Annotated in this window: 12 protein-coding genes; 1 reads left to right on the forward strand and 11 read right to left on the reverse strand. The window is 62.0% G+C overall.

The genetic code is table 11. The features are described 5' to 3' along the window. Positions 1 to 4: 4 nt before the first annotated feature. Entirely contained in the window at positions 5 to 1,615 is a 1,611-nt protein-coding gene (locus tag ACORLH_RS14095; protein WP_321832826.1) for a chloride channel protein, read from the reverse strand. 213 nt (positions 1,616 to 1,828) lie between these two features. Here ACORLH_RS14095 and ACORLH_RS14100 point away from each other — a divergent pair, with 213 nt between their 5' ends. Continuing rightward, positions 1,829 to 3,202, forward strand: a complete 1,374-nt coding sequence (locus ACORLH_RS14100; RefSeq protein WP_321829007.1) for an FAD-binding oxidoreductase — start codon at positions 1,829 to 1,831, stop codon at positions 3,200 to 3,202. A 47-nt stretch (positions 3,203 to 3,249) separates the two neighbouring features. Here ACORLH_RS14100 and recN read toward each other — a convergent pair whose 3' ends face one another. From recN to ACORLH_RS14150, 10 genes are all read right to left on the reverse strand, one after another. Continuing rightward, entirely contained in the window at positions 3,250 to 4,905 is a 1,656-nt protein-coding gene (recN, locus tag ACORLH_RS14105) for a DNA repair protein RecN (protein WP_321829008.1), read from the reverse strand. 28 nt (positions 4,906 to 4,933) lie between these two features. Then, entirely contained in the window at positions 4,934 to 5,782 is an 849-nt protein-coding gene (locus ACORLH_RS14110; protein ID WP_321829009.1) for an outer membrane protein assembly factor BamD, read from the reverse strand. A 182-nt stretch (positions 5,783 to 5,964) separates the two neighbouring features. Beyond that, positions 5,965 to 6,888, reverse strand: a complete 924-nt coding sequence (gene lpxC, locus ACORLH_RS14115) for a UDP-3-O-acyl-N-acetylglucosamine deacetylase (RefSeq protein ID WP_058243868.1) — start codon at positions 6,886 to 6,888, stop codon at positions 5,965 to 5,967. Positions 6,889 to 7,140: 252 nt separating this feature from the next. Further along, complete coding sequence (gene ftsZ / locus ACORLH_RS14120; protein ID WP_321829010.1) at positions 7,141 to 8,835, reverse strand: cell division protein FtsZ; 1,695 nt, start codon at positions 8,833 to 8,835, stop codon at positions 7,141 to 7,143. Between the two features lie 400 nt (positions 8,836 to 9,235). Next, positions 9,236 to 10,570, reverse strand: a complete 1,335-nt coding sequence (gene ftsA, locus ACORLH_RS14125; RefSeq protein WP_179945289.1) for a cell division protein FtsA — start codon at positions 10,568 to 10,570, stop codon at positions 9,236 to 9,238. Positions 10,571 to 10,573: 3 nt separating this feature from the next. Beyond that, on the reverse strand, positions 10,574 to 11,512 hold the full coding sequence (locus tag ACORLH_RS14130; protein ID WP_321829011.1) for a cell division protein FtsQ/DivIB: 939 nt from the start codon (positions 11,510 to 11,512) through the stop codon (positions 10,574 to 10,576). After that, positions 11,500 to 12,420 (reverse strand): D-alanine--D-alanine ligase, encoded by a 921-nt coding sequence (locus tag ACORLH_RS14135; protein ID WP_321829012.1) that lies wholly within the window; start codon positions 12,418 to 12,420, stop codon positions 11,500 to 11,502. The genes ACORLH_RS14130 and ACORLH_RS14135 overlap by 13 nt, the downstream gene beginning before the upstream one ends. Before the next feature lie 88 nt (positions 12,421 to 12,508). Continuing rightward, positions 12,509 to 13,456: a UDP-N-acetylmuramate dehydrogenase gene (gene murB / locus ACORLH_RS14140; RefSeq protein WP_321829013.1), complete on the reverse strand. Its 948-nt coding sequence runs from the start codon at positions 13,454 to 13,456 to the stop codon at positions 12,509 to 12,511. Continuing rightward, a complete protein-coding gene (locus ACORLH_RS14145; protein ID WP_321829014.1) occupies positions 13,443 to 13,706 on the reverse strand; it encodes a DUF2484 family protein in 264 nt (87 codons plus the stop codon). Before ACORLH_RS14145 ends, murB begins: the two co-directional genes overlap by 14 nt. Further along, positions 13,703 to 14,920: an APC family permease gene (locus ACORLH_RS14150; protein ID WP_321829015.1), complete on the reverse strand. Its 1,218-nt coding sequence runs from the start codon at positions 14,918 to 14,920 to the stop codon at positions 13,703 to 13,705. The genes ACORLH_RS14145 and ACORLH_RS14150 overlap by 4 nt, the downstream gene beginning before the upstream one ends. Between the last annotated feature and the right edge of the window lie 56 nt (positions 14,921 to 14,976).

A 14,976-nucleotide genomic window follows, 5' to 3' on the forward strand; every position in this document is an offset into this window, starting at 1 on the left:
GCGATCAGCTGTGTTCCTCAGCCGCGGTGGCCGCCAGCGCACGGTTGAAGGTTTTCAGCGCATCCACATGGAACAATGCGCCATGGACCGGGCGCTGGCCATCCTCCTCCGCGTCGCCCACGACAGGGATAAAGGGCACGCCGGCCTTGTCAAACAGCGGCATCGCCTCTTGCAGGGTGGCCTCCGGCGTCAGGAAGATCCCATCCTCAACCATTTCCGCACAGCGCGCCGGATCCGCCGCGCCGGGATCTTCGGGTGCGCGCATCACGGACGCGGCGCGGAACATCGCCAGCAGATAGGCCTGCGGTCCCGCCGCCACACAGGCGCCGCGCCGTTCCAGCTGGGTCAGGAAGAAAGAACGGTCCACCAGACGGGACGCCAAAGCGGTGGAGAGGGACACCGCCACCATCACCGCCAAACCGGTCTGCCAGTCGCCGGTCAGCTCAAACACAATCATCGTGGTGGAAATTGGCGCACCCAAAACGGCGGCGGCGACCGCCCCCATGCCAGCCAAGGCGTATAGCGTATGGGCGCCGGAAACCTCAGGGAAGACGCTGGTCGCCACCAATCCGAAGGCCAGCCCGGTGAGCGCCCCGATCATCAGCGAGGGGGAGAACATGCCGCCGCCCATACGCCCCGCCATGGTGATCGCCACGGCGATCACCTTGATCACCGCAAAAAGCACCGCCTGCCACAGGAGGATCTGGCCGGTCAGCGTTGCCGATGTGGTTTCATAGCCAACCCCGATGATATGTGGAAAGGCGATGGCCAGAAGACCCAAAAGCGCCCCGGCAATGGTGGGGCGCAGCCAGCGGGGCATGCCGGTGCGTTGCTGCACGAGGTTGCCAAAATCCTCGGCATAAAAGACCGAGCGCATCAGCACGGTTGCCACCAAACCGCAGAGCAGGCCCAAAAGGATAAAGGCGGGCAGCTCGATGTAGAACTCGAGCACATTGGCCTTGGGCAACAAAAATTCGGTCACGCCGCCATATTCCAGCCGGTTGATGATGGTGCCTGCAACCGAGGCGATCACAATCGGGGCAAAGGCATGCACCGCGAAATGGCGCAGCACCACCTCCAACGCAAAAAGCGCCCCGGCGATGGGCGCGTTGAACGAGGCTGAAACCGCCGCCGCCACGGCGCAGCCCAGGAGGTCACGGCCCGTGATACCATCGGCGCGGATCTCATCGCTGACACGTGAGGCAATCATCCCCGCCATATGCACCACCGGGCCTTCGCGCCCCGTTGAGCCGCCGGAGGACAGCGTGATCAGCGAGGCAAAGGCCGAGGCAAAGCCGGCCTTATATTCCACCCGACCGTTGTGCATGGCCGAGCCTTCGATCACATCGGCCACCGAACGCACCCGCCCGTCCGGCGTAAAAAGGTGCAGGATCCAGCCGGTCAGAAACCCGCCCACGATGGGCAGCATCAGGATCCAGTACCACGGCAGGGTTTCGGCAAAGCTATGCAGCCGTGCCACATCATCGGTGCCATAGAGGAAGGCCTGCAGGCTTTCGATCCCTTTGCGAAAGCCCAGGGCGGCAAAGCCTGCACCGGTGCCGATGGCCGCAGCGATCAGCCAGAACTGCACCTGCGAGGGCCCCTGACGGCGCATCAGCTGATAGGCCTCCACAAAGGAGTGCAGCCAATCCCGGGTCAGCCGGATCAGATGGGTGCGCATGCCATTGGACAATGTGATCTCCTGCCGCAGGGCCTGTCTCTGGCTCCTCCTTGCCGGATCGCATAGGGTGCGCGCAATTCAGGGCATTTCGGCCACGGCGGGATACGCCGGACCGCGCAGGATGCCCCACACACGACGGAGGACCCCATGTCGATAGACGCGGCAATCGAAGAGCTTTCTACCCTTCTAGGACAACGGCTTAGCCGCTCCAAGTCTGATCTTGACCAACATGGCACCTCTGAGACGCATTTTGCCCTGACACCGCCCGATGCGGTGGCCTATCCGGCAAACACCGAAGAGGTGAGCGCGATTGTGAAGATCTGCGCCCGTCACCACTGCCCTGTCGTGGGCTTTGGCGCTGGCACCTCGCTGGAGGGGCAGACATTGGCGGTTCAGGGCGGCGTGGTTGTGGATTTCCGCGATATGGCGGCGGTGCTGCATGTCGGGGCGGAGGATATGGATGTGACCGTCCAGCCCGGCATCACCCGCGAAGTGCTGAACGAAGAGCTGCGCGCCACCGGGCTGATGTTCCCGGTGGATCCCGGCGCCAATGCCTCGATCGGTGGCATGGCCTCAACCCGGGCCAGCGGCACAACGGCAGTGCGCTACGGCACCATGCGTGACAATGTTCTGGGGCTGGAGGTGGTGCTGGCCGATGGGCGCATCATCCAGACCGGCACGCGGGCGCGCAAATCCTCGGCCGGCTATGATCTGACGGCGCTGTTTGTCGGCGCGGAGGGCACGCTAGGCCTGATCACCGCCCTGACCCTGCGCCTACATGGCCAGCCTGAGGCGGTGACCTCGGCCGTTTGTGCCTTTGACGATATTGAGGCGGCAGTCAGCGCGGTGCAGATGACCATCCAGATGGGCATCCCCATGGCGCGGATCGAATTTGTGGATGCGGCCACGGTGGCTGCGGTGAATGCTTATTCCAAAATGGATCTGCCGCTTTGCCCGCATCTGTTGATCGAATTCAACGGCTCGGACTCTGCGGTGGAAGAGCAGGCAACGCTGTTTGGCGAAGTGGTTGAGGAGTTCGGCGCTAAAGGCTTTGAATGGGCCAAGAAGGCGGAGGAGCGCAAGGCGCTCTGGACCATGCGCCACCATGCCTATTGGGCGATTGTGCAATCCCGGCAGGGCTGTAAGGCGCTGGTGACCGACATCTGTGTGCCGATCTCAAACCTGGCCGAAGCGGTGGAGCAGACCCGCGCCGATATCGCGGCCTCGCCCATCGAAGGGCCCATTCTGGGCCATGTAGGCGACGGCAACTTCCACGCGATCCTGCTGTTTGATGAAGCCAATGAGGCGGAGGTTCAGGCCGCCAATGATCTGTCGCACCGCATGGTCGAACGGGCACTGGCGCTTGGCGGCACCGCCACCGGTGAACATGGCATCGGCATGGGCAAGAAGAAGTATATGCAGGCCGAACATGGCGCCGGCTGGGATGTGATGGGGGATATCAAACAGGCGCTGGATCCGCAGAACCTGATGAACCCCGGCAAACTGGTGCGCGGCAACTGATCTGGTAATGGTGCTCAGCAGGGCCGGATCCGGCCCTGCACCTGCACCTAGCGCGCGGCCAATAGGGATTTCGCGGCGGCGCGGGCCTCTTCGGTGATGCGATCACCGGAAACCATACGGGCAATCTCATCCACCCGTTCGCCATCATCCAGCGGCACAACCCGTGAGGTGGTGACGTTGTTTTCAACCTGCTTTTCCACCCGCCAGTGATGCGCGCCAAGGGCGGCCACCTGCGGCGAATGGGTCACGACCAGAACCTGACCGCCCTCAGACAGCGCAGACAAACGACGGCCCACAGCATCTGCAGTTGCCCCGCCAACGCCGCGGTCAATCTCATCAAAGATCATGGTGATCCCCGATTGGGTCTGGCTGAGGCAGACCTTCAACGCCAGCAGGAAACGGCTCAGCTCCCCGCCCGAAGCAATCTTGCCCAAGGGGCCCGCCGGTGCGCCGGGGTTGGTGGCTACGGTAAAGGCCACCTCATCGCGTCCCTCAGGACCGGGGTCGCCCATTTCCACACCGGTGCAGAACACCGCGCGCTCCATCTTCAAGGGCGCCAGTTCGGCAGAAACGGCCTTGTCCAGTTTGGCGGCGGCTTTCTTGCGGGCCTCGGTCAGGGCGGTGGCGGCGCTGTCATAAGCGGCCTCGGCCTCTTTCACGGCGACGGTCAGATCGGCGAGGTCGCCCTCCCCCTGATCCAGGGTTTTCAGACGCAGGCGCAGATCGTCGCCAAATTTGGCCAGATCATCCGGCACGATGCTGTGCTTGCGGGCCAAGCCGCGCATGGCAAACAGGCGCTCTTCGCAGGTCTCCAGCTCATGCGGGTCAAAACGCAGCTGATCCAGCGCGCCCTCAACCCCCTGCACCGCATCGCCCAACTCGGCGAAGGCGCGGCCAAGCGCATCGATCGGCGCATCCAGCAGCCCCTCAACCTGCTGCGCGGCATCTTCCAGCCAACGCATGGCATCACCCATCGCACCTTCGGCCCCGTCACCAGACAGCGCCTGAAACGCGCGGGCCACATCTTCGCGGACTTTTTCGGCCCCCTGCATCTGACGTCGTTTGACATCCAGCGCCGCCTCTTCGCCGGGTTGCGGATCCATCGCGTCAAATTCAGCCACCGAATGGCGCAGAAACTCTTCTTCGGCGCGGATTTCGGCAATCGCGGCTTCGGCCTTGGCCAGATCCCGACGGGCGGCGGACAGGGCGCGCCAGCTGCTGCGGGTTTTCTCCTGCAGGCGCTCATAGCCGCCAAAGGCATCCAACAACCCGCGGTGCCCCTTGGCATCCAACAGGCCACGGTCATCATGCTGACCATGCAGCTCAATCAGGGTTTCTGACAGCTGCCGCAGCACCTCACCCGAGCACCGGCGGTCATTGACCCACGCGGTCTTGCGGCCATCTTTGCGGTTCACCCGGCGCAGGATCAGCTCCTCCCCGTCAGAGGGCAGTCCGGCCTCTTCCAGCACCTGATGGGCGGCATGATCAGCGGGCAGGTCAAAGACGGCAACCACCTCACCCTGTTCTGCGCCGGCGCGCACCAATTCGGCGCGTCCCCGCCAGCCAAGGACGAACCCCAGCGAATCCAACAGGATAGATTTACCGGCCCCGGTTTCCCCGGTCAGCACGTTCAAACCCGGCTGGAAGTCGAGATCCAACCGGTCGATGATCAGCATGTCGCGGATTTCCAGCGCGCGCAGCATCAGTGGCCCCTACCCGATCTGACCTGCGTCAGATCCATTTGCCCTGCAGGGTCTGACGATAGATCTGGTTCAGCCAACCATCGCCTGCCGCTTCCAATTCCAGCCCGCGACCGGTCAGCAGCTTGTAGCTGTCTTCATACCAATCGGTGGAGCGGAAGTTATGCCCCAGGATCGCGCCCGCTGTCTGTGCCTGTTCGTTCAGGCCCAGAGACAGGTAGGCTTCGACCAGACGGTGCAGCGCCTCGGCAGCATGGGTGGTGGTCTGGAACTCTTCAACAACCACGCGGAAGCGGTTGATCGCAGCAGGGTAATGTTCGCGGCGCAGATAGTAACGGCCGACCTCCATTTCCTTGCCAGCGAGGTGGTCAAAGGCCAGATCAAATTTCAGGATCGCCGAACGGGCATATTCACTGTCAGGATAGCGTTCAATCACCACCCGCAGCGCCTGCAACGCATCAAAGGTCACCCCTTGGTCGCGGCCCACTTCGTCAATCTGATCGTAATAGCTGAGCGCCAGCAGATACTGCGCATAGGCTGCGTCTTCTTCCAGCGGATAGAAGTCGATGTAGCGCTGCGCCGCACCGCGGCTGTTCTCATAGTCTTTGTCTTTGTGATAGGCAAAGGCCTGCATGATCAGGCCACGTTTTGCCCATTCCGAATAAGGGTAAAGCCGTTCAATTTCAGAGAAGTAGAAGGCGGCCTGGTCCGGCTTGCGCCGTTCCAGTTCATATTCGGCCCGGCCAAAGATCTGTTCGGCCGTGTAGTTTTCCAGAGGCACCTCACCACGTTCCAATGCGGCGTTGGTCCCGCAGGCGGCCAAAGCTGTAGCAAAAAGAAGACCCGCGATCCCCCGTTTACGCGACCCGATGCCTGTCATGTGCTGTCTCACCCTTGTCTGGACTTCCACCGCATTGATAACGCGGTGCTTCCTGAGGTCCTAGCACAGAATAATCCAAGGCAAAACGTCTTTGGCAGGTTTTCGCCCGTCAGCTGCACAGAAACGTAAAAAGGGCACCGAAGTGCCCCTGCGCGTTGTTTCCACAAGTGTCAGAACTCTGATCAGGCGACCGCCGGAATCTCATTCAAATGCACGCCAACGCCGGGCAAACGGGCTAGCATGCTGTCATCGCAGGTCACCAGACGATAGGCATCAGGCTGGGCAAACAGCGCCCGCAGCAGATCGTTGGTGATCGCATGTCCGGCGCGGTAGCCGGTGTAATGGCCCAAAATCGGGGCCCCTGCCAGTGCCAGATCGCCTAGCGCATCCAGCATCTTGTGGCGCACGGGCTCATCTGCGTGACGCAGACCTTTGCCGCTTTCGACCAGCGCCCCGTCAAACACCACGGCGTTTTCCCCCGGCACACCGCCAAGGGCCAGACCGTTGGCCTGCATCCACTCCACATCGGAACGGCGGCAGAAGGTGCGGCTGTCGCTCAACTCACGCACAAAGGCGCCATTGGCCATTTGCAGGCCTTTTTCCTGAACGCCAATCGCGGCGTCGACAAAATCGATGTGGAAATCGATCCGCAACTCATCGGCCGGGGTCAGTCGCGCCCAGGCTTCGCCCTTGCGCACTTCAACCGGTTTCAGGATCTGCAGAACCCGCACCGGTTCGCCCTGCTGGCGCAGACCGCGAGACAAGAGAGCCTTCACAAACTGGGCCGAGCTGCCATCAAGGATCGGCACTTCGGGACCGTCGATGTCAATCAGCGCATTGTGGATGCCACAGCCCGCCAGAGCGGCCATGATATGTTCCACGGTCGACACATCGGTGCCGGCCTCATTCAGCAGTTTGGTGCACAGCGGCGATTGGTTCACAACGTCAAAACGGGCAGGAATAAGCGCATCCCGATCGGTGACATCGGTTCGACGGAACCAAATGCCATGATCCGGCGTTGCCGGCAGTACGGTCATCCGTACTGGTTTACCAGAATGCAGTCCTACACCAGTGAATTTCACCGGCCCATTAACAGTTGTCTGCAAGATCGTCCCCAGATGCTTGACACCACGTCAGCGGCAGTGCGCGATCTTGGTACAACCGGGTGTTCACATTCACAACTCAATCTTTGTAACGCTCTGAAACATGGCTGTTAGAAATGCGCCGAAATCCGCTCACAGCCATTACAAACAATTGTAATAAAAAGAAAAGAACCGCCCGAAGGCGGTTCCAAACTATGATTTCTGACCTAGCGTCACGCCGTGTGTCTCACACGGATTGCAACAATTATTGCAGGCTTAGTTGGCCTGACGGCGCAGGAAGGCAGGGATTTCGATGCGGTCCTGTTCGACCTCATCCTCATATTCCTGCGGCACCTGCTGTGCCTGCTGTTGCCCGTGCATTGGCTGCTGCATCGGCGGCTGCTGACGCGGTGCGGGCTGCTGCTCATGGCCGCTGCCGGACATCCGATTGATCAGCGACCCCAGACCGAAGCGCGAACGCTCCTGCTCAGGCGCGGGCTGTTGCTGCTGCATCGGCTGTGCCGCGGGCTGTGCCTTTGGTTGGTTCTCAACAGCGGCGCGCAGACGGGCCTGCGCCTCTGGCGAAGGCTGACCGGCAGGGCGCGGCTGTGGCGGCAGGAAGTTGGCGGCGGCCTCCTCCGGCTGTGCCTGATAGGCATCGGGCTGCGGCTGGAACTGCTGTTGTGCCTGCTGCGGCTGATAGGCCGGGGGCGGCACATCGCTGCCTGCTTCTTCTTCGAAGATATCTTCCATCTGATCCTGAGCCGCCGCTTCCTGCGCGTCGAACTCACCAAACAGGCTGGGTTCGGCTGGGCCTTCGGCCTGAACCGGTGCGGCAGGGGCTGCGGCAACGGGTGCAACGGTTTCGATGGTCGGCGCAACCGGGGCTGCCGCGGCAGGGGCCGGAGCAGGCGCCGGTGCGGCTTTGGCCTCTTCCACGCTGGTGGTCTGGGTCAGCGGCGCAGCCATCGAACGGCGCGGCACTGGGATGTCCTGAACCATTTCCGAGGCGTCGATGCCGGTGGCAACAACACTGACGCGCATGCCGCCGTCCAGCTCGGTGTCCAGCGTCGAGCCGACGATGATGTTGGCTTCCGGATCCACCTCTTCGCGGATGCGGTTGGCAGCTTCGTCCAGTTCAAACAGAGTCAGGTCATGACCGCCGGTGATGTTGATCAGAACGCCCTTCGCACCGCGCAGGCTGATTTCATCCAGGAGCGGGTTGGCAATGGCCTTCTCAGCAGCCTGAATGGCGCGATCTTCGCCCATGGCCTCGCCGGTGCCCATCATCGCTTTGCCCATCTCGTCCATCACGGCGCGCACATCGGCAAAGTCGAGGTTGATTAGGCCAGGACGGACCATCAAATCGGTCACACCTTTGACGCCTTGGTACAGAACGTCATCCGCCATCGAGAAGGCCTCGGTGAAGGTGGTCTTTTCATTGGCCAGACGGAACAGGTTCTGGTTTGGAATGATGATCAGCGTGTCGACCATCTTCTGAAGGGTCTCAACGCCCTCTTCCGCCTGACGCATGCGTTTTGCGCCTTCGAACTGGAAGGGTTTGGTCACCACGCCCACAGTCAGCACGCCCAACTCGCGGGCGGCCTGTGCGATGATCGGGGCTGCACCAGTGCCGGTGCCGCCGCCCATACCGGCGGTGATGAAGCACATATGTGCGCCCGCCAGGTGATCTACGATCTGTTCGATGCTTTCTTCGGCAGCGGCGGCGCCAACCGTAGCACGGGCCCCTGCGCCCAGTCCTTCGGTCACTTTCACACCCAGCTGGATGCGGGCCTGCGCGCTGGACTGCTGCAGCGCCTGAGCGTCCGTGTTGGCCACCACGAAATCGACCCCGGTGAGGTCTTTTTCGATCATGTTATTCACAGCGTTGCCGCCGGCCCCACCGACGCCAAAGACAGTGATACGGGGTTTCAAATCGTCGTGCCCGGGCACCGATAGGTTCAATGTCATGGAACTGTCCGCCTGATATCGTTGACCCGCATTTCGCGGATGTTTTTCTGCCTATTACCTTCGATGGTAGCGAGAACCAACCCATGCGTCATCAAAAAAACGCAAAAAAGCCACGAAATATGGGGCAAACACAGATCAAACCTGCGGGATCTTGCCGATCCGCGCAGATCTAGCGGGCTGATAGCACGCCACACCTATGGCCATGCGATCCGCGCCCTGTCCCGGCACGTGCATGTGGCTTTCGCAATATGGAAGGGCGCTGCCCCGATCCTCAAATCTCCGCCATGTTGCGCCTGAGCACCCAGCGGTTATCCACAGTTTATCCCCAAAGTTCTCCCGCGTCACCCTGCTTCTTGCGGAGGGCGCGGCAAATCACCCGAAATTCACCGGGCGTTTCGCCTCACCAGTTTTCCTTGAACCAGCGCACCGCACGCTTGAAAGTGCGGGCGGAACTGCGATCGACCGGCAGCTCAAAGTCCCACCATTCGTCCTGCGGATGGGCGGCAAACAGGCACATCCCCACCGCCGAGGCAAAGCCCGGACCGGTGGCCGCCTGCGGTAGGCCATGCACCCGCAAGGGGCGGCCCAGACGCACCTGCTGGCCCAGAATGCGGCTGGCCAGCCCATCAAGGCCGGGGATCTGACTGCCACCACCGGTCAGCACGATCTGCTGGCTGGGCATATGGTCAAACCCTGCCGCATCCAGACGTTCGCGCACCTCTTCCAGAATTTCCTCAACCCGCGGCCGCATAATGCCGATGAGCTCGGCCCGGCTGACCGACCGGCGGTCATGCTCCCAATCGCCGGTGTCGCCACCGATGTCGATCATTTCGCGGTCATCCATGCCGGTGGCCACAACGCCCCCGTAGAAGGTCTTGATCCGCTCCGCCGTGGCATGGGGCACCGAAAGGCCCATGGAAATGTCGCCGGTCACATGTTCGCCGCCCATCCGCACCGCGTCGGCATAGATCATGTGTTTCTTCATGAAGATCGAAATCGAAGTAGACCCGCCACCCAGGTCAATACAGGCGGCCCCCAGCTCCTGCTCATCCTCAACCAGCGCGGAGATGCCGCTGACATAGGCCGAGGAGGCCACACCGGCCAGTTCCATATCGCAGCGCTTCACACAATGCGCCAGGTTCTGCACCACAGCGGCATCCACCGTCAGCATATGCAGATCGGTCGACAGCCGGTTGCCCAGCTGGCCGCGTGGATCGCCCAGACCCGAACGGTGATCCAGCGCAAAGTTCACGGGCTGAGCATGCAGCACCTCGCGGCCATGGCCATAATCGGGCACATCACAGGCCGCCAGAACCTGACTGATATCCTGTTCGGTCACGATCTGCCCCTGCAGATCAATGGCACCCGTCAGCCCATAGCTGCGCGGTTCTGCGCCGGAGAAACAGGCAATCACATGATCAACACGGATGTTGGCCATCTTCTGCGCCTGCTGCAGCACAGTACGGATGGCACGCTCGGTTTCGCCCATGGCGGTGATTTCGCCAAACTTCACCCCGCGCGACCGCGTGGTTGCCGCGCCAATCACCCGGAACCCCGCCTGCCCCGCCATGGAGCCGACGCCTTCGGCCTCAAAGCTGCCCGAAGTGCCATCAAAGCGCAGCACCAGACAGGCCATCTTGGAACTGCCTACATCAAGAATGGCCACCACGCCGCGTTGCATTGCGGCTTTGCGCATGCCGCGCATGGCGCGCTGGCTGTCATACAAATCAAACATACCCTAGTCCCCGAAACCGCTTTTGATTTTCCGCCACCAATGGTCGACGGCCGCTTCGTTCATTCGAATGGTGGGCCGCTGGCCCAGCCGCATGTCCACATGCGCCAGATCCCGGTCCATCACATATTGTGCCTGATGCAGCACGATCACCCGCTCCAGCGCCTGTACCGCGCCGGTTTCCGGCAGCAGGATCCGCTGACCGCGATCCAGCACCACATCCCAGCGCCGCTCGCCCATGCGCACGATCCCATGGGTGCGCGGCGCCAATGGGCCTAGCGCCGCAATCAGCTGCAGCGCCTCCGGCACCGCCATATCGGCGCCATCGCCCACAATCAGCGGCAGGCGCAGATGATCTGCGCCCTTCTCTGCCTGACCAACGTAGTTGCCATGTTCATCAAGCAGCGCCAGCCCATCCCGCGTCCGCCACAGGATCACCGGCACTCGTTCCGTCACATTGACCTGCAGCACGCCTTTTGGCGTCACCCGCAGGGTCACATCCTTAACCGCTGGCAGCTCCGCGATGGTGCGGCGCATGTCATCAAGGTTCAGATCAAAGGAGCTGACAGGGAAATCGATCGGCAGGATTTCACGAATGTCTTCCGAGACACTTTGCGCGGCGCCGTCGATCCGCATCAGGTTGACCATGAACTCGGGCCGGGTCTGGATCTCATTCTTGATCTCGACGACCCACAGACGCAGCGCATCGCGGTTGTCCTGATCCGAGAAGTAAAGCATCCCGCCGGCAAAGGCGGCGCCCATCGGCAGGCCGACCTTCAGCAACAGACGGAAGATCGGCGTCAGCATCAGGCGCTGGAACCGGTAGGCCCAGCGGGACGGCGCCGGATCGGCCTTTGTGCGCGGTTCTTCCCGGCGGGGTGCGGCCAGTCCGGGGATCTGTTCGATCGGCGGCTCCATTTCCGGATAGGTGCTCATCTGTTGCATGAGGCATCCTCCACCAGCCAGGCGCAGAGCTGTCCAAAGCTCATGCCCTGCAACGCAGCTTGTTCCGGGCTGAGCGACGTCGGCGTCATCCCAGGCTGGGTGTTGGTTTCCAGCAGGATCAACCCCTCCAGCCCCTTGGCCTCATCCCAACGGAAATCGGTGCGGCTGAGCCCACGACAGCCCAGGGCCTGATGGGCACGCAGGGCAAAATCTTCGCAGGCGGCATAAATCTCAGCCGGGATATCGGCGGGCACCACATGGCGGGAGCCCCCGGTTTTGTATTTCGCATCGTAGTCATACCAGCCATCGGTCAGGATATCGGTCACCCCTAGGCAACGATCCCCCAGGACCGAGGCGGTCATTTCACGCCCGGGCACAAAGGCTTCGACCATCACGGTCTGCGGCATCTCAGCAGACAGTTTCGGCGGGCCGTTGGCGGCCTCATGCACCAGATAGACCCCAACCGATGAGCCCTCATTGTAGGGTTTCACCACATAGGGCGGCGGCAGAACATGATCCGCCTCTAGTGCGTCTTTATCGGCAAGTTTGCTGTCTGCGATGGGCAACCCGGCGGCGGCGTAAACCTGTTTCGAGCGTTCCTTGTCCATCGCCAAGGCCGAGGCCAAGACGCCAGAGTGGGTATAGGGGATCTGCATCCATTCCAGAATGCCCTGCACACAGCCATCTTCGCCCCAGCGACCGTGGAGCGCATTGAAGACAACATCTGGCTTAATCTCGGCAAGACGCGCGGCCAGATCGGGGCCGGCATCGACCTCAACCACCTGGAATCCCTCGCCCTCTAGCGCTCTTGCGCATTCATGCCCCGAACTAAGCGACACCTCGCGTTCCGCAGAGGGGCCACCTTTCAGGACCATGACCAGAGGGGTTGCCCTGCTCGACATACCCACGCTGTGCCTCAAAATCTCGACCATCTTTGCGGTCGCTTACATGTAATAAGGGCCAGTTTGCCCTGCCTGCTGGCGCGTTTTAGCGCTCTTACTCAGCCGCCGGTTCGCCGACGCGCATGATTTCCCACTGTAGCGTGATACCGCTATTTTCGTAAACCTTTTTTCTGACCTCTTCACCAAGCCCTTCGAGGTCCGCTGCGGTGGCATTTTCCGCATTGATGAGGAAGTTTGAATGCTTCTCACTCATCTGTGCGCCGCCCTTTCGCGCGCCCCGCATGCCGGCATCATCAATGACTTTCCAGGCCTTTAGATCATGCACATCGTCGGCCTGCCCGGTTGAAGAAAAGCCGGCCGGATTGCGGAAGGTGCTGCCTGCACTGCGGTCTTTGGTGGGCTGGGTTTCATCACGCTTGGCCAATTGCGCCGCCATGCGATCGGCAAGCTCTTGCGCATCGCCCGCGGGCCCTTCCAGCGTCGCCTCCACGATCACCCAGCCTTCGGGCAGCTCAGTCTGGCGATATTGGAACTGCAGATCTTCGGCGCTCAGCGTCACCAGTTGACCCTCCCGGGTCACTGCCTTGGCGCTGACAAACACATCGGCCACATAGGAGCCATAACAGCCCGCATTCATCCGCACGGCCCCACCGATGGAACCGGGAATCGTCCGCAGGAAGGTCAGATCAACGCCTGCCTGCGCCGCCTTGCGTGCCACATGGGCGTCCAATGCGGCAACACCGGCGGTCACCCGGTTGCCGTCAATCTCAATATGGTTGAAGCCACGCCCCATGCGGATCACCGCCGCACGCAGCCCCCCATCCCGCACGATCAGGTTGCTGCCAACCCCCATCGGGAACACCGGCACATCTGCGGGCAGCGCCTGCAAAAACGCTTGCAGATCCGCCACATCCGCCGGCTGGAAGAACAGATCCGCCGGGCCACCCACCCGTAGCCAGGTTAGGCCGCTCAGGTCTTTGGCATGGCTCAACCGGCCACGCAATTCAGGCAGGGTCTCAGCCAGAGTCTCAGGCAGTTCCATCGTGTCGTCTCACCATTTTCTTCACACGTCGCAGCAGGTGGATCACCGGCCAGCGCAGCATCGACATGGCGCCTGCCATGATCAGCAAGCCCAGCCAAGGCCCGTGTTCATAGACCACATACCCCAGAATGGGAATTCCGATTGTGATCAGCGCCCAGGCCTGCGGCCAGTGGCGGCGTTTGGAGGGCATCATGGCAAGGATATTGGCCAGCACAAACCAGCTGCAGGCCAAAAGGATTGATAGGGTCATAGCGGGCCTCCCGGGGCCTCGGTCAGGAACGCAAGCGCCCCGAAGTTGATCGCCAGCGCTGCAAGTGCAGCCAGTAAACCAAAGACTGGCACCGCCATGGGCACCCTGAACGGGGCCTCCGGCACGCTGGTTTTCAGCCGAATAAGGGCAATATTGACGATCACGAAGATGGTCAACAGCAAGGTTGATGCGCCTTCGGCCAACGTGGCCACCGGCAGGGTCAGCGCGCCGATCACCACCGCGGTGCCAATCAGCACCGTGGCCAGCGTTGGGGTGCCGAACCGGGCGCTGCTGTGATGAAACGCGGCCAGCCCGGCGTTGCGCCGGCCCAGACCAAACAGCACCCGCGCCGCCATCACGATCTGCGCCAGCACACCGTTCAGGGCTGCGGCCACCGCAATCACAGACAAAAACGCCACCGATCCGCCCTGCGCCTGCTGCCAGACCAGAACCAGGGGCTGTTTGCTGCTGGTCAGCTCGGCCAGCGGCACAACCCGCACCGCGGCATAAGACACCAGCGCATAGATCACCGAGGTGATCATCAGCGAATAAAGGATAGCGCGCGGCAGGGTCTTTTCCGGTGTTGTCACCTCTTCGGCCATGTTGACGATGTCTTCAAACCCGATGAAGGCGAAAAACGCCAAAACCGCACCAGCCCCGATCCCCGCCCAAACCGGCGGCGCCACAACCGTCAGATCCGGCGACGGATCCGCGGCCAGCCCGGCCCAAACCACCAAGGCAAGGCCGATCAGTTCCACCGCGGTGAAAATCGCGGCCAGCGTCAGGCTTTCCAATACACCGATGATGGCAACCGCGATCAGGCTCAGCCCCATGACGACAATGGTCGCCGCCATCGGCAAAGGCACCACGCTGGTCAGATAGCCCGCACCACCGCGCAGCACCGCCGCGGCCGAGATGGTGCCGGTCACAACGATGGCCAGCCCCACCAAAACGCCCAGCCATTGCAGCCCCAACCCTTCGGAGACATAAACCGCTTCACCGCCAGCTTCGGGCAGGCGCGTAGAAAACTCGGCATAAGACAGGGCGGTCGGGGCGGCCACAAGCCCGGCAAACAGAAACGCCAGAGGCGCCCAGATCCCGGCATCCGCCGCAACCGCGCCCACCAGCACATAGATGCCAGCGCCCACCATCACCCCCACGCCATAGGCGGTGAGCAATGGCAACCCAATCCGTCGTTTCAAAGCGTCAGCCATCGCCGGCCTCCCGCTGCAATTTCACTGTTTCTTAAATACTCAAAACACGTCTCACC

The organism is Thalassovita sp., assembly GCF_963691685.1.
Classification (GTDB): Bacteria; Pseudomonadota; Alphaproteobacteria; order Rhodobacterales; family Rhodobacteraceae; genus Thalassobius.